The 19160-nt window shown below is 71.7% G+C and carries 19 protein-coding genes; 8 read left to right on the top strand and 11 right to left on the bottom strand.

Annotation, left to right across the window (positions count from 1 at the left end; translation table 11 throughout):
- The first annotated feature begins 109 nt into the window (after positions 1-109).
- From ACFWNV_RS19955 to ACFWNV_RS19935, 5 genes are all read left to right on the top strand, one after another.
- Positions 110-958, top strand: coding sequence for an ABC transporter substrate-binding protein (locus ACFWNV_RS19955; protein WP_383948493.1), 849 nt, complete (start codon positions 110-112; stop codon positions 956-958).
- Positions 925-1755, top strand: a complete 831-nt coding sequence (locus tag ACFWNV_RS19950; protein ID WP_383948490.1) for an amino acid ABC transporter permease — start codon at positions 925-927, stop codon at positions 1753-1755. Before ACFWNV_RS19955 ends, ACFWNV_RS19950 begins: the two co-directional genes overlap by 34 nt.
- Positions 1756-1762: 7 nt before the next feature.
- A complete protein-coding gene (locus ACFWNV_RS19945; protein ID WP_383948487.1) occupies positions 1763-2578 on the top strand; it encodes an amino acid ABC transporter ATP-binding protein in 816 nt (271 codons plus the stop codon).
- 160 nt (positions 2579-2738) lie between these two features.
- A complete protein-coding gene (locus tag ACFWNV_RS19940; RefSeq protein WP_383948484.1) occupies positions 2739-3866 on the top strand; it encodes a mechanosensitive ion channel family protein in 1128 nt (375 codons plus the stop codon).
- A gap of 106 nt (positions 3867-3972) precedes the next feature.
- On the top strand, positions 3973-4224 hold the full coding sequence (locus tag ACFWNV_RS19935; protein ID WP_327250773.1) for an EF-hand domain-containing protein: 252 nt from the start codon (positions 3973-3975) through the stop codon (positions 4222-4224).
- A 51-nt stretch (positions 4225-4275) separates the two neighbouring features.
- Here ACFWNV_RS19935 and ACFWNV_RS19930 read toward each other — a convergent pair whose 3' ends face one another.
- The 4 genes from ACFWNV_RS19930 to ACFWNV_RS19915 form a co-directional block, all read right to left on the bottom strand.
- A complete protein-coding gene (locus ACFWNV_RS19930) occupies positions 4276-5514 on the bottom strand; it encodes a cytochrome P450 (RefSeq protein WP_383948480.1) in 1239 nt (412 codons plus the stop codon).
- Between the two features lie 24 nt (positions 5515-5538).
- Positions 5539-6933 carry an NAD(P)/FAD-dependent oxidoreductase gene (locus ACFWNV_RS19925; protein WP_383948477.1) on the bottom strand — a complete coding sequence of 465 codons (1395 nt, stop codon included), beginning with the start codon at positions 6931-6933 and terminating at the stop codon, positions 5539-5541.
- Positions 6926-7174 carry a ferredoxin gene (locus ACFWNV_RS19920; RefSeq protein ID WP_383948546.1) on the bottom strand — a complete coding sequence of 83 codons (249 nt, stop codon included), beginning with the start codon at positions 7172-7174 and terminating at the stop codon, positions 6926-6928. The genes ACFWNV_RS19925 and ACFWNV_RS19920 overlap by 8 nt, the downstream gene beginning before the upstream one ends.
- Before the next feature lie 107 nt (positions 7175-7281).
- The gene (locus ACFWNV_RS19915; protein WP_383948475.1) at positions 7282-7923 is read right to left on the bottom strand and encodes a hypothetical protein; all 642 of its coding nucleotides are present in this window, start codon (positions 7921-7923) and stop codon (positions 7282-7284) included.
- Positions 7924-8095: 172 nt separating this feature from the next.
- Between ACFWNV_RS19915 and ACFWNV_RS19910 the strand changes: the two genes are divergently transcribed.
- The 3 genes from ACFWNV_RS19910 to ACFWNV_RS19900 are packed head-to-tail and all read left to right on the top strand — an operon-like array spanning position 8096 to position 9749.
- A complete protein-coding gene (locus ACFWNV_RS19910; RefSeq protein WP_383948472.1) occupies positions 8096-8527 on the top strand; it encodes a hypothetical protein in 432 nt (143 codons plus the stop codon).
- Positions 8521-8781, top strand: a complete 261-nt coding sequence (locus ACFWNV_RS19905) for a helix-turn-helix transcriptional regulator (RefSeq protein ID WP_383948469.1) — start codon at positions 8521-8523, stop codon at positions 8779-8781. The genes ACFWNV_RS19910 and ACFWNV_RS19905 overlap by 7 nt, the downstream gene beginning before the upstream one ends.
- Entirely contained in the window at positions 8778-9749 is a 972-nt protein-coding gene (locus tag ACFWNV_RS19900; RefSeq protein ID WP_383948466.1) for an NAD(P)-dependent alcohol dehydrogenase, read from the top strand. The genes ACFWNV_RS19905 and ACFWNV_RS19900 overlap by 4 nt, the downstream gene beginning before the upstream one ends.
- Positions 9750-9769: 20 nt before the next feature.
- On the opposite strand, the gene ACFWNV_RS19895 is transcribed toward ACFWNV_RS19900, so the two are convergent.
- The 7 genes from ACFWNV_RS19895 to ACFWNV_RS19865 all read right to left on the bottom strand — a co-directional run bounded on the left by ACFWNV_RS19895 (position 9770) and on the right by ACFWNV_RS19865 (position 18976).
- Positions 9770-11347: a PKD domain-containing protein gene (locus ACFWNV_RS19895; RefSeq protein WP_383948464.1), complete on the bottom strand. Its 1578-nt coding sequence runs from the start codon at positions 11345-11347 to the stop codon at positions 9770-9772.
- A 95-nt stretch (positions 11348-11442) separates the two neighbouring features.
- Positions 11443-13101 carry a PKD domain-containing protein gene (locus ACFWNV_RS19890; protein ID WP_383948461.1) on the bottom strand — a complete coding sequence of 553 codons (1659 nt, stop codon included), beginning with the start codon at positions 13099-13101 and terminating at the stop codon, positions 11443-11445.
- 122 nt (positions 13102-13223) lie between these two features.
- On the bottom strand, positions 13224-14222 hold the full coding sequence (locus ACFWNV_RS19885) for a VanW family protein (protein ID WP_383948458.1): 999 nt from the start codon (positions 14220-14222) through the stop codon (positions 13224-13226).
- A 132-nt stretch (positions 14223-14354) separates the two neighbouring features.
- Positions 14355-15602, bottom strand: coding sequence for an MFS transporter (locus ACFWNV_RS19880; protein WP_383948455.1), 1248 nt, complete (start codon positions 15600-15602; stop codon positions 14355-14357).
- A complete protein-coding gene (locus ACFWNV_RS19875; protein ID WP_383948452.1) occupies positions 15599-16984 on the bottom strand; it encodes a GH1 family beta-glucosidase in 1386 nt (461 codons plus the stop codon). Before ACFWNV_RS19875 ends, ACFWNV_RS19880 begins: the two co-directional genes overlap by 4 nt.
- Before the next feature lie 79 nt (positions 16985-17063).
- A complete protein-coding gene (locus tag ACFWNV_RS19870) occupies positions 17064-17630 on the bottom strand; it encodes a DUF305 domain-containing protein (protein ID WP_383948450.1) in 567 nt (188 codons plus the stop codon).
- The gene (locus ACFWNV_RS19865) at positions 17606-18976 is read right to left on the bottom strand and encodes a DUF1996 domain-containing protein (RefSeq protein WP_383948447.1); all 1371 of its coding nucleotides are present in this window, start codon (positions 18974-18976) and stop codon (positions 17606-17608) included. The genes ACFWNV_RS19870 and ACFWNV_RS19865 overlap by 25 nt, the downstream gene beginning before the upstream one ends.
- Between the last annotated feature and the right edge of the window lie 184 nt (positions 18977-19160).

The raw sequence follows: 19160 nt of genomic DNA, 5'->3' as shown, positions 1-19160 counted from the left end.
CGGAACGCATGGCGGAAGATCCCTCAGCGGGCACCGCCCGTGGCTTACGATCGCCGCGGACGGTCCCGTTCCGTGATCGCCGCTCGACCCGCACTCGTGGAGGTCCACCGTGTTCCGGACGGCCAGAGGAAACCGCAAGCGCCCCGGCAGCTTCCGAATCCGCGGCGCCGCCGCGGCCGCGGCGGCGGGTGTGTTCCTCGTCGCGGGATGCTCCTCGGGCGGTGACGGCCCGAGCGAGGCGGCCGGCGGCGTGCCCGTGGTGGAGAAGGGCAAACTGACGACCTGCACGCACCTGCCCTATCCGCCGTTCCAGTTCGAGAAGGACGGCAAGGTCGTCGGCTTCGACGTGGCCCTGGTCGACCTCGTGGCGGGCAAGCTCCAGGTCGAGCAGAAGGTCCTCGACACCCCCTTCGAGAACTTCAAGACCGGAGCCTTCCTGAACTCCGGCGAGTGCGACCTCGCGGCCGCCGGCATGACGATCACCGACGAGCGCAAGAAGAACGTCGACTTCTCCGTCCCCTACTTCGACGCCACCCAGGCGCTGCTCGCCACCAAGAAGAGCGGCGTGACCTCGCTCGCCGACCTCAAGGCGAAGTCGAAGAAGCTGGGTGCGCAGGCCGAGACCACCGGCGAGAGCTACGCCAAGGCCCAGGGCTTCGACCCCGTCGCCTTCGAGAGCTCGGACGCGGTCATCAACGGCCTGCGCACCGGCCAGGTGGACGCGGTCGTCATCGACTACCCCGTGGTCCAGGGCTGGCTCAAGGACCCCAAGAACGCGGCCGAGTTCACCCTCGGCCAGAACATCGAGACCGGTGAGCAGTACGGCTTCTCGGTGAAGAAGGGCAACACCGCCCTCCTCGCCGCCATCGACAAGGCGATCACCGAGGCCAAGGCCGACGGCACCTACAAGAAGCTCTACGAGCAGTGGATCGGCCCGCTGCCCCAGACCACCCCGTGACCTCCCGGCTGACCCGGCGCCAGCGCCGCCGGGTCTCGCAGGGACTGCAGTACGCGCTCTTCGCCGCGGTGCTGGTCCTGATCGCCGTCTCCGCGGACTGGGGGAGACTGCAGAACCAGTTCGCCCAGAAGGACCTGGCGCTGCGGCTCTTCCCCGACATCATCACCACGGCCCTGCGCAACACGGTGATCTACACGACGTCCGGGTTCCTCCTCGGCCTGGTCCTCGGTCTGGTCATCGCCATGATGCGGCTCTCCTCCGTGGCCCCGTACCGGTGGGTCGCGAGCGTCTACATCGAGCTGTTCCGGGGGCTCCCGGCCCTGCTGATCTTCATCTTCGTGGGCGTGGCGGTTCCCCTGGCCTTCCCCGGTACGGAGATCCCGGGCGGCACGTACGGCAAGGTCGCGATCGGGCTGGGACTGGTGGCCGCCGCCTACATGGCGGAGACGATCCGGGCCGGCATCCAGGCGGTGCCCAAGGGGCAGATGGAGGCCGCCCGTTCGCTGGGCTTCTCGCACGCCCGCGCCATGGTCTCGATCGTCATCCCGCAGGCCTTCCGCATCGTCATCCCGCCCCTCACCAACGAACTCGTCCTGCTGTTCAAGGACTCCTCGCTCGTCCTGTTCCTCGGCGTGACGCTGTCCGAGCGCGAGCTGACGAAATTCGGCCGGGACCTCGCCAGCCAGACCGCCAACTCCACCCCGATCCTGGTCGCGGGCCTGTGCTACCTCCTGGTGACCGTGCCGCTGAGCTTCGTGGTGCGCCGCCTGGAGGCCCGCGCGGACAAGGCCGCGTGAGGAAGACATGCGACAGGAGGCCCCAGCGGTGGACACCACGGCCACGGACGGACCGGAGATCGAGATCCGGGGACTGCACAAGTCCTTCGGCGCCAACCACGTCCTGCGCGGCATCGACCTCGACATCGCCCGGGGCGAGGTGGTGTGCGTCATCGGCCCCTCCGGCTCGGGCAAGTCGACGCTGCTGCGCTGTGTGAACCTCCTCGAAGAGCCCAGCGAGGGACGGGTCTTCGTCGGCGGCACCGAACTCACCGACCCGGACGTCGACATCGACGCCGCACGCCGCCGCATCGGGATGGTCTTCCAGCAGTTCAACCTCTTCCCGCACGTGAGCGTGCGCGACAACCTCACCCTGCCGCAGCGCCGCGTCCTGGGCCGGGGCAGGGCCGAGGCCGAGGCCGTGGCCCGGAAGAACCTCGAACGCGTCGGCCTCTCCGACAAGTCCGATGCGTACCCCGCCCAGTTGTCCGGCGGCCAGCAGCAGCGGGTGGCGATCGCCAGGGCCCTGTCGATGGGCCCGGAGGTGATGCTCTTCGACGAGCCGACCTCGGCGCTGGACCCCGAACTCGTCGGCGAGGTACTGGCGGTGATGCGGGTCCTGGCGGGCGAGGGCATGACGATGATGGTCGTCACCCACGAGATGAGCTTCGCCCGCGAGGTCGCGGACCGGGTGGTGTTCATGGACGGCGGAGTGATCGTCGAGCAGGGACCGGCGGCCCAGGTGGTCGGCGCTCCCCTGCACGAGCGCACCAGGGGCTTCCTCAACCGGATCCTGGACCCGGCCGCGACCGAGGCACCGGGCCCACCCGATCCGCCGCGTTGATCATGGGGCAGGATGGCACCCCGTTCCGCATCGTACGCATGCGCGAACGGGGCCCCATGTGCGACGAACTGACAGGTGACAAGGTGACCACACCCCTCATCCGGCGGCCCGCAGGGCCAGCCTCGGCTTCCCCGGTCCGGCAAGGGGCGGAGGACGTCCGTTGACCCGGGAACTCGTCCTGCACGACTGGCTGGTCGCCGGCATCGCCCTCGCGGCGGGCGCCCTGGCCGGGCTGCTCCTGCGCGCCCTCGTGCGCTGGCTGGCCAAGCACGCCCTCAGGACCCGGTGGAGCGGAGACGACATCATCGTCGACGCACTGCGCACCCTCGCACCGGCGGCGGCCGTCATCGCGGGCACCGCCGTGGCCGCCTCGACGCTGCCCCTCGGACCGCGCGCCTCCGGGTGGGTGAACCACTCGCTGACCGCGCTGCTCATCCTCGTGGCCACGATCGGCGCGGCCCGCGTCGTCGCCGGGCTCGTCCAGTCCGTGGCCCAGGCCCGGACCGGAGTGGCCGGATCGGCCACCATATTCGTCAACATCACGCGCGTCCTGGTCCTCGCGATGGGGCTGCTCGTCGCCCTCGAAACCGTGGGGGTGTCCATCGCGCCCCTGCTCACCGCCCTCGGCGTGGGTGGTCTCGCGGTCGCCCTGGCGCTTCAGGACACCCTCGCCAACCTCTTCGCGGGCGTGCACATCCTCGCCTCGAAGACCGTGCAGCCCGGCGACTACATCCGCCTGACGAGCGGCGAGGAGGGGTACGTCGTCGACATCAACTGGCGCAACACCGTGGTCCGCAACCTGTCCAACAACCTGGTGATCATCCCCAACGGACGTCTCGCGCGCACGAACATGACCAACTTCACCCAGCCCGAACAGCAGTTGTCGATCCTGGTCCAGGTCGGAGTGGGCTACGAGAGCGACCTGGAGCACGTCGAGCGGGTGACCCTGGACGTGGTCGACGGGGTGATGGCGGACATCAACGGCGCGGTCCCCGACCACGAAGGGGCCGTACGGTTCCACACCTTCGCGGACTCCAGGATCAACTTCACGGTGATCCTCGGCGTCGGCGAGTTCAGCGACCAGTACCGGATCAAGCACGAGTTCATCAAGCGGCTGCACGCCCGGTTCCGGGCGGAGGGCATCTCGATCCCCGCCCCCACGCGGACGGTGGCGCTCCGGCAGCAGGAGGACCTCCGGTCCGCGCCGCTCGCCGGGGCCCCGCTGCCGGCGCCCCTGCCGCAGCAGCGCGAGGCTCCCGTCGCGGTCCTGGCGGACGGCGTGCGGTAGCGGGGGACACCGGCCGAGGGCGGCGCGGAGGCGGGTCATAAGCTGACCGCCCGGGGCCCGCGCCCCGCCGTCGCCCGCACAGCGCCGCCCATCGAAAGGACCTGTCATGAGTGAGAAGGCCCGCAAGCTCTTCGACGCGCTCGACCTGAACAGCGACGGGGTGCTGACCAGGGTCGAGGTGATCACGGCCCTGCGCAGCAAGGGCCCCACGCTCGCCGCCCAGGGGGACCTGCCCTTCTGGGCCGTGGGCGACGTGGACACCTCCTCGGCCCTCTTCGACCGGGCGAACGCGGACGGCGACGACGTGCTGAGCTTCGAGGAGTTCGAGCGCGAGGTCGACCGCCGCTTCGGCTGGTAGCCGCGAGCGGGGCCCGGACCGTGACCGGTCCGGGCCCCGCTCAGGGCTCGCTCAGGCGCGGATCCCGTCGCAGGCGATCCGCAGGTGCCGGGGCCCGCGCAGGACCGCGTTCTGCCGGTAGGGCGGCGGATCCTCCAGCAGCCGCGGGTTCTCCAGCCGCCGGGCCAGCTCGCTCAGCGCCAGCTGGGCCTCCAGCCGGGCCAGCGGGGCGCCGAAGCAGCTGTGGATGCCGCTGCCCAGCCCCAGGTGCTGGATGTCCTTGCGGTACGGGTCGAAGCGGTCCGGGTTCTCGAAGCGGTTCGGGTCCCGGTTGCCGGAGGCCAGGATCAGCCACATCGAGGACCCCTTCGGGATGGTGATCCCGCCGACCTCGATGTCCACCAACGGGGTGCGCTGCGGCAGCAGTTGGACCGGGGGCTCGAACCGCAGCAGCTCCTCCACCAGCGGCACCGCGAGCCCGGGCTCCTGCCGCAGGTGCGCCAGCACGTCCGGGTTGCGCAGCAGGGTCAGCATCCCGTTGGTGATCAGGTTGACCGTGGTCTCGTGGCCGGCGATCAGCAGCAGGGCCGCCGTGCTCAGCAGCTCCATCGTGGACATGGACTCGTCCGGGCCGTGCCCCACGGCCAGCTGGGAGAGCATGTCCTCGCCGGGATCCTTGCGGCGCTGCTCGATCAGCCCGGCCAGGTACATGCCCAGCTCCATGCGGGAGTCGTGGGTCTTGCGCTGCCGCTCGGCCGGATCGGCGTCCGGATCGGGGTCCAGGCTGGCGGCGAGCGTGTCGGCCCACACGTGGAACTTGGGCTCGTCCTCGCGCGGTACGCCGAGCAGCTGGCAGATCATCGTCACCGGGAACGGGTACGCGAACTGGTCGACCAGGTCGATGTCCTCCGTGTCCCCGAGGTTGTCGATGAGACCGGTGACGATGTCCTGCAGCCCCCCGCGCATCCCGTCCACGCGGTGCGGGGAGTGCGGCGGCCCGAAGGGCCGGTTGGTCATCCGGCGCAGCCGGTCGTGCTCCGGCGGGTCCAGCTTCAGGAAGCTCGGCGGCAGCGCCGTCTCCTCCGCCTCCCCGCCCTCGGCCAGCGGGTCCCCGGCCGTGGCGGCCAGGTTGCGGGCGTCGGAGCTGAGCCGCGGATCGTGCAGCAGGCTCTGGATGTCGTAGTAGGTGCTGATGACGTAGGGGCCGGTCCCGTCGTGGAAGACGGGGGTCTTGCGCAGCTCCTCGTACAGCGGGTACGGGTTCGCGCGGCTGGAATAGTCCAGGATCTGGCTCAGGATGCCGTGGGCCATGGGGGTCCTCCGGGAACGTGCGGGTCAGTGCCCGGCGGGGGTGAAGGTGGCGATCCGGCGGTCTGCCGGCGAGTACCCGCTGAGGGTGATGGTCGGGCCGTGCGTGGGCACCGAGGGGTCCGGGAAGTCGGCCGGGATCGGCCGCTGCCCGTCGGGGCGGCGGTCCACCGTGGTGAACGGGGGCGGGAACGGCGCCGTGCTCTCGATCTGCTTCTCGTAGAACTGCAGCCAGCGCCCGTTGTCGAAGGTGACGGCCCCGATGACCCGGCCCTGGTAGCCGTAGACCCCGGTGAACCGGCGCTCGGACCGGGACCCCTGGGTGATCATGATCTCGGTGCCCATCGAGGGAACGCCGACGGACTTGATGTTCACGCCGAACTGGGAGGACCAGAACGCCGGCACCCACAGGTGCGGCCGGCGGTCGGTGCTCTCGCTCATCATGTTGTGGGCGGCGGTCTCGGCCTGCGCCACGGCGTTGCCCCAGTGCTCCAGGGAGAGGAACTGGTACCCGAACAGCGCGTGCGGGGAGCGGGCCACGTCGCCCGCCACGTAGATGTCGTCGGTGACGATGCCGCGCAGGTCGAAGGCCCGGCAGCCGGCGTCGCAGGCGATGCCGCGCGGACCCGCGCCGAGGCCGGAGCCCAGCAGCCACTCGGTGTTGCGCTGGGCGCCGAGCCCGACGACCACCACGTCGCATTCCAGCGTGGTGCCGTCGGAGAGGTGCGCGGCGCGCACCCGGCCCGTGGAGTCGCCCTCCAGGGCGGTCACCGAGATCCCGGTCCGCAGGTCCACGCCGTTCTCCCGCTGGAGCTCGGCGGCCACGGCCCCGATCACCCCGCCGAGGGCGCCGACCAGGGGGCCGTTGCCGCGTTCGGCGACGGTGACCTCCAGCCCGCGTTCGCGGCAGGCCGAGGCGATCTCGGAGCCGGTGAACCCGGCGCCGATGATCAGGACCCGGCGCGGTCCGGCGGCCAGGGCGCGGGCCAGGCCCGCCCCGTCCTCGCGGGTGCGCAGGGTGAAGACCCCGGTGAGCTCACCCTCGGCCTCGTTCGGCCAGGGCCGGGCCCGGACCCCGGTGGCGATCAGGAGCCGGTCGTACGGAACCTCCTCGCCGTCGGCGAGCTTGACCGTACGGGCCGCCATGTCGAGCCCGGTGGCCGCGACGCCGAGGCGCCATTCGGCGTCGATGTCGCGCCGCCGGGGGAGCAGGGTGCGCTCGGCGTCGGCCTTGCCCAGCAGCACCTGCTTGGACAGCGGCGGCCGGTCGTACGGCTCGTGGGGCTCGTCGCCGATCATGGTCAGGGTGCCGGCGAAGCCCTTTTCCCGGATGACCTCGGCGGCGCGCAGGCCGGCCAGTGAGGCGCCGACGACCACGATGCGGCCGGAGCGCTTGAGCTGGTCCAGGGCGGTGTCAGCCATCGGAGGCCTTCCCTCCGGAGCGGGCGGGGGCCGGGGCGGGGGCGGCCAGGTCCAGATCGTCCACGAGGATCGCCTGCACGGGGCAGGCGGCCGCGGCCTGGGCCACGCGCTCGCGCTGGGCGTCCTCGGCCTGCGGATCGTAGAGCAGCCCTTCGTCCCCGTGCATCGCGAAGACGTTGGGGGCGAGGAAGGCGCACTGCGCGTATCCCTGGCACCGGTTGAGATCGACGACGAGCCTCAGCAAGGTGTGTCCTTTCGGTGCCCCCCTGGGCCTACCCGCACCAGCGTGCGCGCGATGGCGCTAAGGAGCGCGTCAGGTACCGCCATCGGAGTGGTTCGCGGTCGCCCTCAGGAGGCGGGCCGGCGACCCCGCCCCGACCGCAGGATGTACAGGCTCACGAGCAGGGCCCAGGCCGGGAAGACCAGCTCGGACCAGGGCACGGAGGAGCCCGCCACCAGCAGCACCAGGCCTACGAGGTACCCGGTCACGGCCAGCGGGCGCGGGAAGACCCCGAGCCGGCGGCCGATCGTGGAGGTCGCGAACACGAACACGGCGGCCATCCGCATCCCGTAGGTGGTCAGCAGCGTGTAGGCGAAGTGGCGGCCGAACTCCTGGGGCGCATCGGCGTCCAGCACCGTCCCCGCGGCCGCGGCGGCGCCGAAGAGGCTGGCGACGAAGATCAGCCCGCTGCCCAGGAAGACGGTGGTGACGAACCGGTCCTCCGCTTCGCCGGAGTGCTCCCGCAGCGCACCCATGAACCACAGGAAGGCGATGCCCGCGAAGGGGACGAGCTCCAGCGCGGTGGTCACCGCGTCCCGCTGCCCCGAAGTGACCTTGAGGTCGGCGGCGCCGCCCCCCTCCGGCAGCCCGATCCGGGCCAGCACGATCGCCGCCGCCATGAGGACGGCGAAGAGGACCCCCGCGAGCCCCGCGGCCCTGGGAGTGCTCAGGCTCTGTCCCGGGGGCGTCCCCGGTGCTTCTGGTCTCATTCGTCCAGCAAGCCCGGGGTACGGCCGTGGTGCCAGCGGGGCCGCGCGCCCGGGTGACACGGGGCCCGGGCCGCGGACCCCGGAGCCGCATGTAAGAGATTATTGACACGAGGTATGGATTCTTTTACCTTCGTGATGTCAAAGTTCTTTTACATGGGAGCGGGTGCGGGTCGTGGCCTTCGAAGAGAAGCGCGCATGGATCATGGGGGTGGTCGCGGTCGTCGGATACGCGGTCTACCTGGCCCTCGTCCTGGGCCGGTCCGGCGACGGGGTCCCCCTCACGGAGGTCCCGTACGTCACCGCGCTGCTCTGGACGGTCGGCGGCGCCATCGCCGCCGCGATCCTCCTCAACATCGCGGTCGCGGTGGCCAAGCCCGGCGAGGCCGACGTGAAGGACCAGCGGGACAAGGAGATCGGCCGCCTCGGCGAGCACGCCGGGCAGTCCTTCCTCGTCATCGGCGCCGTGGCCGCGCTGATCCTGTCGATGGCCGGCGCGGACCGCTTCTGGATCTCGAACGCCCTCTACCTGGGCTTCGTCCTCTCGGCGGTGCTCGGTTCGGCCGTCAAGCTCGCCGCCTACCGCTGGGGGTTCCAGCCGTGGTGAAGCCGACCGGCATCACGAACCGGATCAGGATCCTGCGCTTCGAGTGCGGGGAGATGACCCAGGCGGAGCTGGCGGAGCGCATCGGGGTGACCCGGCAGACCGTCATCGCCATCGAGAAGGGCCGCTACTCGCCCTCGCTGGAGACGGCCTTCAGGATCGCCCGCGTCTTCGCGGTATCGCTCGAACAGGTCTTCCAGTACGGAAACGACGCAGACGACGCAGACGACGCAGACGAGGAAGGGACGGCGCCGTGAAGGCGATCGCGCAGGACGCGTACGGCAGCAGCGAGGTACTGGAGCTCCGGGACGTCGAAACGCCGGGACCGGGCACGGGAGAGGTGCTCATAGCCGTCCGGGCCGCCGCCCTGGACGCGGGCGTGTGGCACCTCATGACCGGCAAGCCCTACCTGCTGCGGCTCCTCGGATACGGGCTGCGCGCACCCAAGGTGCCCGTACGCGGCCGGGAGGTCTCCGGGCGGATCGAGGCGGTCGGCGAGGGGGTGAGCGCCTTCGCGGTGGGCGACGAGGTGTTCGGGATCTGCGAGGGCTCCTTCGCGCAGTACGCGACCGCCCGCCAGGACAAGCTGGCGCACAGGCCCGCGGGGCTGCCGCTGGCCGAGGCGGCCGCCCTCCCGATCTCCGGCCTCACCGCCCTCCAGGCGCTGCGCGACGCGGGGCGCGTACGGCCGGGGCAGCGGGTCCTGGTCATCGGGGCCGCGGGCGGCGTCGGCACCTTCGCGGTGCAGCTGGCGAAGGCGTACGGGGCGCACGTCACGGGAGTGTGCAGCACCGGGAAGACGGAGCTGGTGCGGGCGCTCGGCGCGGACGAGGTCATCGACTACACCCGCGAGGAGTTCGCGGACGGAGTCCGCCGCTACGACCTCATCCTGGACACCGCGGGCAACCGGCCCCTGTCCCACCTCCGGCGCGCCCTGACCCCGCGCGGAACCCTCGTCATCGTCGGCGGCGAGGGCGGCGGCCCCTTGCTGGGCGGCATGGGCCGGGTCCTGTGGGCGGCGCTGCTGAACCCCTTCGTACGGCACGGCCTGAAGGGGTTCGTCGCCGCCGAACGTCAGGCCGACCTGGAGATCCTGGGACGGCACGTCGACGAAGGCACCCTGTCCCCGGCCGTCCACCTCACCTGCCGGCTCGCCGAGGCCCCGGCCGCCATCGACCGGCTCCACCGGGGCGAGGTGCGCGGCAAGATCCTGATCGTGCCGTGACCCGGCGGCGCGGCTCCCGGCTACTTAGGGTCGTAGTAGCCGAGCAGGTCGACGACCAGATCGGCCGATTCCCAGCCCTGGTTCCAGAAGTCGAGGATCTGCCCCTTCCCGGCCGCCGCCTGGACCAGGTTCGGGACGGTCGTGCCCCGCGTCCAGTTCAGGGCCGAGGAGACGGGCCGCTCCGGCGTGAGGGCGCTTCCTGTCTCGTAGTCCTCCCACTCGTTGGGATCCGCGGCGACCGACAGGAAGCCCGACCCGGCCGTGTTGGTGATCGTGCTGTTCAGCACCACGGCCTCGAGCGAATCCGACCGGCCGAAGACCGGAACCGTAGCGAAAGCGCGTCCCTTCAGTGGTCCACGGGACCGGAACCAGGAGTCCGTGCGGCTGTCGAAGATCCGACGCGGCTCCTCGGGCCTGAAGGCGGCCTGGCTGTCGGGGCTGTAGTAGCCGGCGACGTCGATCACCACATCGGCCGGTTTCCAGCTGCCGTTGCGGACGGTGATCTTCCCGTCGGGACCGATCGGGACGATCACCGCGTTGGCGACGGTCTGACCGGCGGAGAAGTTCACGTTCGACGTGGCCGGTACCGCGTGCCCGCTGGGGTAGGCGGTCAGGTGACCGGACTCCTGCGGGTTCGTGGCGGTCAGGTTGAGAGCAACGGCGGTGGCGCCCTTGGGGACGCCCCTGCGCCCGGCCATCGCGACGTCGAAGGTGCCGTAGCCGGGGACCTGGCCCTTCGGCGTGCCGAGGCCCTCGCGGGTGTCGACGGCACGGACCGGGGACAGCGAGGTGTAGCCGCTGGCCGCTGAGGCCTTGAAGTAGCCGGTGACGTCCGCGATCAGGTCGACGGGCTGCCAGCCGCCGTTGAACATCTGCACGTGTCCGTCACGAACCGGCACGATCACCAGGTTCGGAACCGACTGGCCCGCTACGTAGTTCAGGTTCGAGGTGCGTGCTTCGTGGGGCGTCCGGCCGGGCTGGACCGCGACGTGACCCGCGTCGACGGTGTTGGTGACCGTGACGTTGAGCGCCACGGCGACGACGTCGGCGGGGATCGCGGCGTTGCCCGCGACCTTCAGGGCCACGGACTGGCGACCGCCGACCTTGGCCTTCGCCGCGCCGAGGCCCGAACGGGTGTCCAGCAGTCGGGTGGGCGCGTGCGGGGTGTATTCGGTACCGTCCGTGACGGTCTTGACCGTCTGCACGGCCTGTGCGCCGGTCGTGGTGTCCGTCGCCGTGACCGTGACGGTGTACGCGCCGACCTCGGCGTACGTGTGGTACTCCCAGGTGGCGTCGAGGCCGGCGGAAGGCGCCTTGGTGGTGGTCCCGTCGCCCCAGTCGTAGACGAGCTCGTACGAGCGGAGCCGGTCCAGGGTCTGGACGATCACCTGAACGCGGTGCGCGGTGATGGGGGCGGCGAACAGGGAGATCTCGAAGTCCGAATTCTTCGGGCCGGCCTCCGTCCGGGTGTCGCCGGCCGGCGCGTCGTCCGCGCGGGCAGCCGGGGTGACGGGATCTGCTGCGTGAGCCGTGCCGGGCACGAGCCCGACGGAGGCCGCCACCAAGGCGGCGGAGAGGATGAATCGGTGATGGCGCATGGGCCCCCCATTGCGTGTCGTGCTTCGTGTGACGTGCAGCGCCGCCACCCCGGGAACGGCCCGACGGCCGGTCCCGGAGCGGCGGCGCACGCAGATCAGTTGGTCTCGTAGTAGCCGAAGATGTCGACGATCAGGTCCGTGGGTTCCCACCCCTGGTTCCAGAAGTCGACGATGCCGTTGGTTCCCGAGCCCGCCTGCGCGAGGTTCGGGACGGTTGCGGCCTTGGTCCAGTTCAAGGTCGAGGAGACGGGCCTCTCGGGCCAGACGTTGGTGCCGTTCTCGTAGTCCGCCTCCGAGTTCGGGTCCGGAGCGACGGAGAGGAAACCGGCGCCGCGCGTGTTGGTGACCGTGGTGTTCAGGACGTAGCCGGAGATGCCGGGCTCGTCCGGGGAGAACGGGAAGGCGTAGTACCCCCGTGCGGGGACCGGGCCGTCGGAGTTCGCGGCACGGGTGTCGACGGCACGGCCCGGCTCGTCGAGCGTCATGAGGGAACCGGAGCTGTCCGTGCTGTAGTTGCCGACCATGTCGACGACGACGTCGGCGGGCTGCCAGGATCCGTTGCGGATGGTCACCGAGCCGTCGGCGGCGACCGGGACGATCACCGAGTTGGCGATCGTCTGCCCGCCGAGGAAGTTCAGGTTCGAGGTCGTGGGCGCCGGCTGGTCGCCCGGGTAGGCCGTCAGGTGACCGGCGTCGCGCGGGTTGGTGACGGTCACGTTGAGCGCGACGGCCGTGTACAGACCCCGCGGGAACTGGATCGTGAAGGATCCCTGGCCCGCCACCTGGCCCCGCTTGCCGCCCCGCCCCAGGCCCTCGCGGGTGTCGACGATGCGCACGGGAGCGCTCGGCGTGTAGCCACTGGCCTGCGTCCGGCTGAAGTAGCCGGTGACGTCCGCGATCAGGTCGATCGAGTCCCAGCCCCCGTTGTACAGCTCCACGAAGCCGTCCTTGCCGACCGGAACGATCACCAGGTTCGGCACCGTCTGGCCGGGGGCGAAGTTGAGGTTCGACGTGGCCGGCCGCTCGCGGCCCGAGGCGAAGGCGATCACGTGGCCGCCGCTGCGGGCATTGGTGACGGTCACGTTCAGGGCCACCGCGGTGACCCCGGCCGGGATCTTGCCGTTGCCGGCCACCTTCACGCGGACGCTCTTGTACGCGGGCACCTTGGCCGCGCCGCCACCGATGGCGTTGCGGGTGTCCAGCAGGCGGGTCGGCCCGTACGGGGTGAAATCCGAGCCCACGGCCAGGAGCGGCAGCTCGTTGACGATCTGGGCCTGGTTCACGGGGTCGCTCACCGAGACCTTGACCTGGTGCTCACCGGCCTCCGCGTAGACGTGCTCGGTGGTCAGGACCTCGTCGCCGAAAGCGTCGGCCCGGTCGGAGGTCCCGTCGCCCCAGTCGATGACGACGTTGAGCGAGACGTCCGCGCTCCCGATGGTGGTGACCAGCCGGAACCCGTGCGCCGAGGTGGCCTCGGCACCCAGGACGAGTGACAGGCCCGGGTTCCCGTCGGCGCCCTGCGGAGCCGAGGCCTTGGCCCCGGAGCCGCGCAGCGTCGACCGCACCGCCTTGCCGGCCGGACTGGCGAACTTCTGGGCTTCGGCCCGCCCTGCCTTCTTCACATCGAAGCCCGGCTGGATCAGCCCCTGGACGCCCGGCGGCACCGGATCGGCGGCGTTCGCCGAACCCGGTACGAAACCCACACCGGCCGCGGCGATGGCGACGGCTGACACTACGAGTCGGCGATTGCGCACCGGCCCCCCTTTTTTTCTGCTGCTGTCCACGCCTTCGATCTTGTCGGGGGGTTTGACTTGCGACCGGGCTCGGGGGTTGTAGAGATCCGCAGACCAATTTTGCGCTCAGGGGCCGCAGGTGCTCAGGACGCGGAGGAGGAGGCGGAGGGGGAGGCAGAGGGGGAGACGAGTGCAGAGGGGGAGGCGGGGGCAGAGGCGGAAGGTGCGGATGCGGGGCCGGACTCCGCGGGCGTCGTGCCCGTGGACGGGGTCGGTGTGCCGGGCGTGGCCGTGGGGGACTCCGGGGCGCAGACGATCTCGTCGCGCGGAGTGTAGTGCGTACGGAACGTCTCGCGGCCGACCTCGTAGCCGCCCCGGACGAAGACGCGGTCGACGGAGACGTCGAAGCCTTCCAGCGGGGTCTGCGGCTCGCAGGTGGGGCCGGTGACGGTGCGCTTCACCGGCGGGGTGACGTGGGTGCGCGGGCCCTTGGTCGCGCGGACCTCGTCGTACTGCTTCGTGCCGAGCAGGGTGACGGTCACCGAGGTGGGGGTGGAGGTGGCCCGGATGGTCACGGGGTGCCCCGAGTCGTTCTGCCAGCGCAGGTCGAGGGTGCCCCAGGCAACGGTGGCCTCGCGGCCCTCCGGGTAGCGCTCGATGTAGAAGGAGTGCGCCCCGTGCTCCAGCGGCTTCAGGCCCGCGAAGAACATGGCGTTGTACATGGTCGTCGCGACCGCGGAGATCCCGCCGCCGGGGGCCTTCACGTAGCGGCCGTCGTTGATCATGATGCCGTCGACGAAGCCGTTCGCCTCGGTCCGCTCGCCCACCGCCCGGTTGAGGCTCCAGCTGTCGCCCTGCTCGACGACGGCCCCGTTGATCAGTTCCACGGCGCGCGCGATGTTGTGCGTGCGGTAGGGCGCGGCGGGATAGGCGACGGTGAAGGTGGAGAGGACCTGCTGCCCGGCGGGCGCCGGGGCTGCCGCCGGGGCCGCCGAGGTGGGCGCTGCCGTCCGGTCGGGGGCGGGCGTGCCCGTGGCTGCCGCGGAGCCGGCGGTGATGCCGCCGAGGCCGAGGACGGCGGCCGTACCGGCCGATATCAGGGCGATCCGCGTGGTGGCCGTACGGCCGTGGGCGCGTCGCATGTCTCTCCCTGTCGCTTCGGAATCCGAACCACACAAGTCTGGTCCAAATCGGACAAAAAGGGTGAGAAATGTGCCAGGGCTCACGCGGAGGGGTCCCGGCGGCCCGGCCCGCCCACGAAGCCCCACGAAGGCCTACGGAACCGAGCGGATCCTCCTGACCAGCAGCGATCCCGCCAGCGCCAGGGCTCCGGCCAGTGCGTACAGGGCCGTGTACCCGCCGAGGTGGGTGACGACCGGGGCCGCGATCACCGGGGCCAGGACCTGGGGCAGCGCGTTCGCGATGTTGATCACCCCAAGATCCTTGCCCCGGTCCTCGGCGGTCGGCAGCACGTCCGTGAGCAGGGCGAAGTCCACCGCCGTGTACACACCGAAACCCAGGCCCAGGACGAGCGAGGCGACGACCGCGCCGGTCCAGGTCTGCCACACGGCGAGCAGCAGCGTGGCCGCCGCGATGACCAGCCCCGACCGGATGACGTAGGACTTCCGGCGGCCGCTGCGGTCGGAGCGGATGCCGCTGATCACCACCGTGGAGAGCAGGGTGAGGGCGTTGAGCGCCGTGAGGATCAGGACCCCGGTGTCGGCGTCGCCCCGGTAGCGCACCGCGTCGGTCAGGTAGTACAGCAGGTACATCGTGCTGATCGAGTACGAGAGGTTCATCAGGAACCGGGTCAGCCAGGCCCAGCCGAAATCGGGATGGCGGCGCGGGTCGATCCAGAAGCCGGTCAGGAACCCGCGCCGGCGGAAGGCCGGCCGCGCGGCGGGGGCGAGCACCGAATCCCGCCGCATCAGCACGTACGGCACGGCCGCGAGCACCGAGAAGGCCGCACAGGCCAGATAGCCGGCGGTGATTCCGCCCGCGACCGTGGCCAGCGCCGTGCCCACCAGGATCCCGATGACCTGGGAGACGCCGAGCCAGCCGCCGACCAGCCCGCGCTGCCGGGCCGGGACCTGGTCGGGGACGGCCGCGGTGAGAGCGGCGAAGGCGGCGTTGAGGGCGAGCTGCACCAGGCACCAGCCCGCGATCACCACCGCGAGGCTCTGCGCCAGCCCGAGCACCACCAGGCCGGCCGCCCCGCCCGTCACCCCGGCGACCACCCAGGGGATCCGGCGGCCCGCACGCGCCGTCGTACGGTCGGACAGTGCTCCGAAGACGGGATTGGCGACCATCGAGACGGCCGCCCCCAGCCCCGTCACCAGGGCGAGGGTGGAGGCCTTGTGGTCCGGGGTGAGCTGCTCGGCCTGGCGGGCCAGCAGCAGCTGGAGCGGGCCGAACCAGCCGACCCACACCCCGAGGTTGGCCAGGGACAGCGCACTCACCCAGCGGCCGCCGGGCGGGGTGCCGGCCTCCTGCTCCGCCTCGGCCTTCGGCCCGGCGGTCACCTGCCGCTCTTGATCAGGTCGCGGTACCAGGCGTAGGACTCCTTGGGGGTCCGGGCCAGGGTCTCGTAGTCGACGTGGACCAGGCCGAACCGCTGGCGGTAGCCCTCCGCCCATTCGAAGTTGTCCAGGATCGACCAGATGAAGTAGCCGCGGACGTCGGCCCCTTCGGTCATCGCCTCGTGCAGGGCGCGCACGTGACCCTCGTGGTAGGCGATCCGGCGGGCGTCCTCGATCCGGCCCGTGCCCGGGTCCGGCCCGTCCCCGTACGAGCAGCCGTTCTCGGTGATGTACAGCGGCGGCAGCCGGTCGCCGTAGCGCTCGCGCAGGGTGGCGAGCAGTTCGCGCAGCCCGTCCGGGACCACCGGCCAGTCGAAGTCGGTGCGCTCGTACCCCTCGATCTCCCGGAAGCCGAAGGGGAGCCCCGAGGGGATCTCGATCCCGCCGAAGGCGGAGGTGCCCGCCGGGGTGGGGGCGCCGACGAGCATCGGGTTGTAGTAGTTGACCCCGTACCAGTCCAGCGGCGCCGAGATCGCCCGGAGGTCCTCGGCCACCGGTCCGGGCAGCAGGGACTCAAGGCCGTCCGGGTAGGCGCCGGTCAGGATCGGGTCGGCGAAGAGGCGGTTGGTGAGGGTGTCGTACAGCGCGGCGGCGGCCCGGTCCTCCTCGCTCTCGCCGGCGGCCCACACGGGGCTGTGCGAGGCGGCTATGCCGATGTGGCGGGCGCCGGCCGCGCGCAGGGCCTGTACGCCCAGCCCGTGGGCCAGGAGCTGGTGGTGGGCGGCAGGCAGGGCGTCGAAGACCAGCTGCTTGCCCGGGGCGTGCTCGCCGAGGCCGTACCCCAGGAGGGTCACCTCGGCGGGCTCGTTGATGGTGATCCACATGGGCACGCGGTCGGCGAGCCGCTCCGCCACCACCGAGGCGTACGCCGCGAACCGCTCGGCGGTGTCGCGCTCCAGCCAGCCGCCCCGCTCCTCCAGGGCGAGCGGGGTGTCCCAGTGGAACAGGGTGGGCACCGGATCGATCCCCGCGGCGCACAGCTCGTCGACGAGCCGGTCGTAGAAGTCCAGCCCCGCCCGGTTGACGGCCCCGTGCCCGTCGGGCAGGACCCGCGACCAGGAGACGGAGAACCGGTAGGCGTCCACGCCCAGTCCGCCCATCAGGGCCACGTCCTCGCGGTAGCGGCGGTAGTGGTCGGTGGCCACCTCCGCGTGCGAGCCGTCCTTGACGCGCCCCGCCTCCCGGGTGAAGGCGTCCCAGGAGGAGGGCCCCCGGCCGTCGGCGGTGGGGGAGCCCTCGATCTGGAACGCGGAGGCGGAGACCCCCCACCGGAAACCGGCCGGGAAACGCGGAACGGGCGGCGAGGGCGGTACGGACGCTGTCATGCGGACTCGCTTCGGTCGGGGACGTTCACGGCACTTTCGGGTCCCCGGACCCGCCCTGTCAATGGAAAGTGAACAATTCTCAACTTTTGCCGGGGCGTGCCGCGTCGAGCAGGGCCAGCTCCTGCGCGCCGGCCTTCTCCACCTCCCCGGCGAGCTCCCGCGCCGCCCCGGCCCCGCCCGAGGCGCGTTCGCCCGCGCAGAGCAGCAGGGACTGCGTGAGGTGGGCGCGCAGGGCTTCGGCGAAGACCCGGTCGAACTCCTCCCCGGAGAGCGCTCCCGCCCTGCGCAGCGTGTCGGCGGACACCATGCCCGGCATGTCGTGCCCCTCGTGCGGCCGGGTGTCGGGCGCCGCGGACAGGACCAAGAGCGTGCGGAGCCGGGCGAGTTCGGCCTCCTGCCGATCCGCCGCCCGCTCCGCGAACCGCACCAGCGCCGGATCCCCGCCCCGCCCCGGGGCCAAGCCGGTCAGCAACCGCGCCCGCTCGTCCATGGGGATCATCAGCTGGATCCAGGCGACGTCGGTGGGGTTGAAGACCGCCGCCCGCGGCGTCCCGGCCACCGGCTGCGCGCCGCAGCCGGTGACCAGGAGCGCCGCGAGCAGCGCCCACGCGGGCCGCCGGGTCAGAACGTACCGGCGGAGTTGCACTTGGCGCTCTGCACGACGCAGTCCTTCACGCGCTGCCCCAGGGCCGCGTCGTCCCAGGCGTTGAAGAAGTCCCCGTGGATGGAGGAGGCCATGCCCGAGGACAGCGAGAGGCCGTCCGGGCCGCCGCCCGTCGGGTAGCCGATGACGAAGGAGACGGAGGGGATGGCCACCGGATAGGCGCCGCCGCACGTGCCGTTGACGGTGGTGAAGGACACGTGCGACTTGTGGTCGGGGCTGTCGAGGTGCTTGCCGTCCCAGCAGTCGGGAAAGACCAGCTGGTACACGAGCTTGGCGTTCGGCGCGCACACCGGCCAGTTGCCGTCGGCGCTGCGGCCGATCTCGCCGCCCTCGCCCGCGCACCAGAACTGGTTCACCGAGCCGGCCGGAGTGGGCACTTGCGACTTGGCGTTGCCCGCGATCATCCGGAACCCCCGGGGGAAGGGCACCGTCGCCGAGGGGTCGGGCAGCCGGGACCCGTAGTAGACGATCATGCCCTCGGGTTCCACGGCCCTGCCGTGGTCGTAGAGGGTCGGAATCCAGTAGCTGGAGAGGTCCTTGGCCGGGGTGCAGCTCGTCGCGGTGTGCGCGGCGAGCGACTCCGCCGTGCTGAAGGCGTCCGTGCTGCGGTTGCCGAAGAAGCTGTGCATGTGGGACGCGCCCGGCAGGCCCGGGGCGACGATCGGGTCGTCGGGCTTGGAATGGCTGTAGACGCAGGTGGCGTTGAACTCCGGCACCCGGACCGCGTTCGCGGGCACCGGAGCGGGGGTCATCGCGCGGAACCCGGCCAGCTGGGCGTCCCACTTCGCCTGGTCCACCTTCACCCAGCCCGGCGAGGAACCGGCCGCGAACGAGAACCAGTTGATGTTCACGAGGTCCCCGGCCCCACTGCTGCGCAGGACCGCGAACACCGTCTGCGGGCCGGCCGGGTGGGCGGCCACGTCGGCGGTCCGCGTCGCCCAGCTCTGCCAGCCGCCGGTGGCGGTGATCTCGAACTGCGCGAGCAGCGGGCCCGTCACGGACCCCGTGCGCAGCTCGACGGCGCCGGGTCCGCCGACCGCGGAGGCCACCCGGGCCGAGACGCTCAGCGGACCCGAGGCGCCCAGGTCCACGCCGTCGAAGCGCATCCAGTCGCCGTTGGCGAGGTACGCGGCGTTCTGGCCGCCGCCCGTGTCGCCGGTCGTCTCGACCTGGACGCCGGACTGCGCCGCGTACGACTCGGCCTGGACGAGCACCGTGTCCGCGGCCCGCGCCGGTGCGCTGGTCACCGTGGCGCCGAGGCTCGCGGCCAGGACGGTGGCCAGGGCTCCCGCGAGGAGGGCGTGGAGCGTGAAACGGGGTTTTCGCATGACGATTCCTTGCCTGCCGGTGGGGGTGCGGGGAGGGAGGAACGGAGGAGGGGGGAACGGAGGAGGGGGGGGGGCCCGCCGGGAAACCGGGAGCCCCCACCCGGAAAAGGTTGACCCGGAAGTAATAGAAGAGCCACACCCCGGGGGACGCAGATCGCGGCAAACGAGGACCCGGGCAGTCAGC

Origin of the sequence: Streptomyces sp. NPDC058401 (assembly GCF_042722885.1) — a bacterium.
GTDB lineage: Bacteria > Actinomycetota > Actinomycetes > Streptomycetales > Streptomycetaceae > Streptomyces.
The sequence above is the reverse complement of the archived record's forward strand: the minus strand, read 5'-3'. Positions and strand labels throughout refer to the sequence as shown.

Excerpts from the sequence above, each read along its gene's own strand:
- ACFWNV_RS19875 (WP_383948452.1), bottom strand. The coding sequence starts at position 16,984 with ATGACAGCGTCCGTACCGCCCTCGCCGCCCGTTCCGCGTTTCCCGGCC.
- ACFWNV_RS19915 (WP_383948475.1), bottom strand. The coding sequence starts at position 7,923 with ATGAGACCAGAAGCACCGGGGACGCCCCCGGGACAGAGCCTGAGCACT.
- ACFWNV_RS19925 (WP_383948477.1), bottom strand. The coding sequence starts at position 6,933 with ATGGCTGACACCGCCCTGGACCAGCTCAAGCGCTCCGGCCGCATCGTG.
- ACFWNV_RS19885 (WP_383948458.1), bottom strand. The coding sequence starts at position 14,222 with ATGCGACGCGCCCACGGCCGTACGGCCACCACGCGGATCGCCCTGATA.
- ACFWNV_RS19895 (WP_383948464.1), bottom strand. The coding sequence starts at position 11,347 with ATGCGCCATCACCGATTCATCCTCTCCGCCGCCTTGGTGGCGGCCTCC.
- ACFWNV_RS19930 (WP_383948480.1), bottom strand. The coding sequence starts at position 5,514 with ATGGCCCACGGCATCCTGAGCCAGATCCTGGACTATTCCAGCCGCGCG.
- ACFWNV_RS19945 (WP_383948487.1), top strand. The coding sequence starts at position 1,763 with ATGCGACAGGAGGCCCCAGCGGTGGACACCACGGCCACGGACGGACCG.
- ACFWNV_RS19865 (WP_383948447.1), bottom strand. The coding sequence starts at position 18,976 with ATGCGAAAACCCCGTTTCACGCTCCACGCCCTCCTCGCGGGAGCCCTG.
- ACFWNV_RS19935 (WP_327250773.1), top strand. The coding sequence starts at position 3,973 with ATGAGTGAGAAGGCCCGCAAGCTCTTCGACGCGCTCGACCTGAACAGC.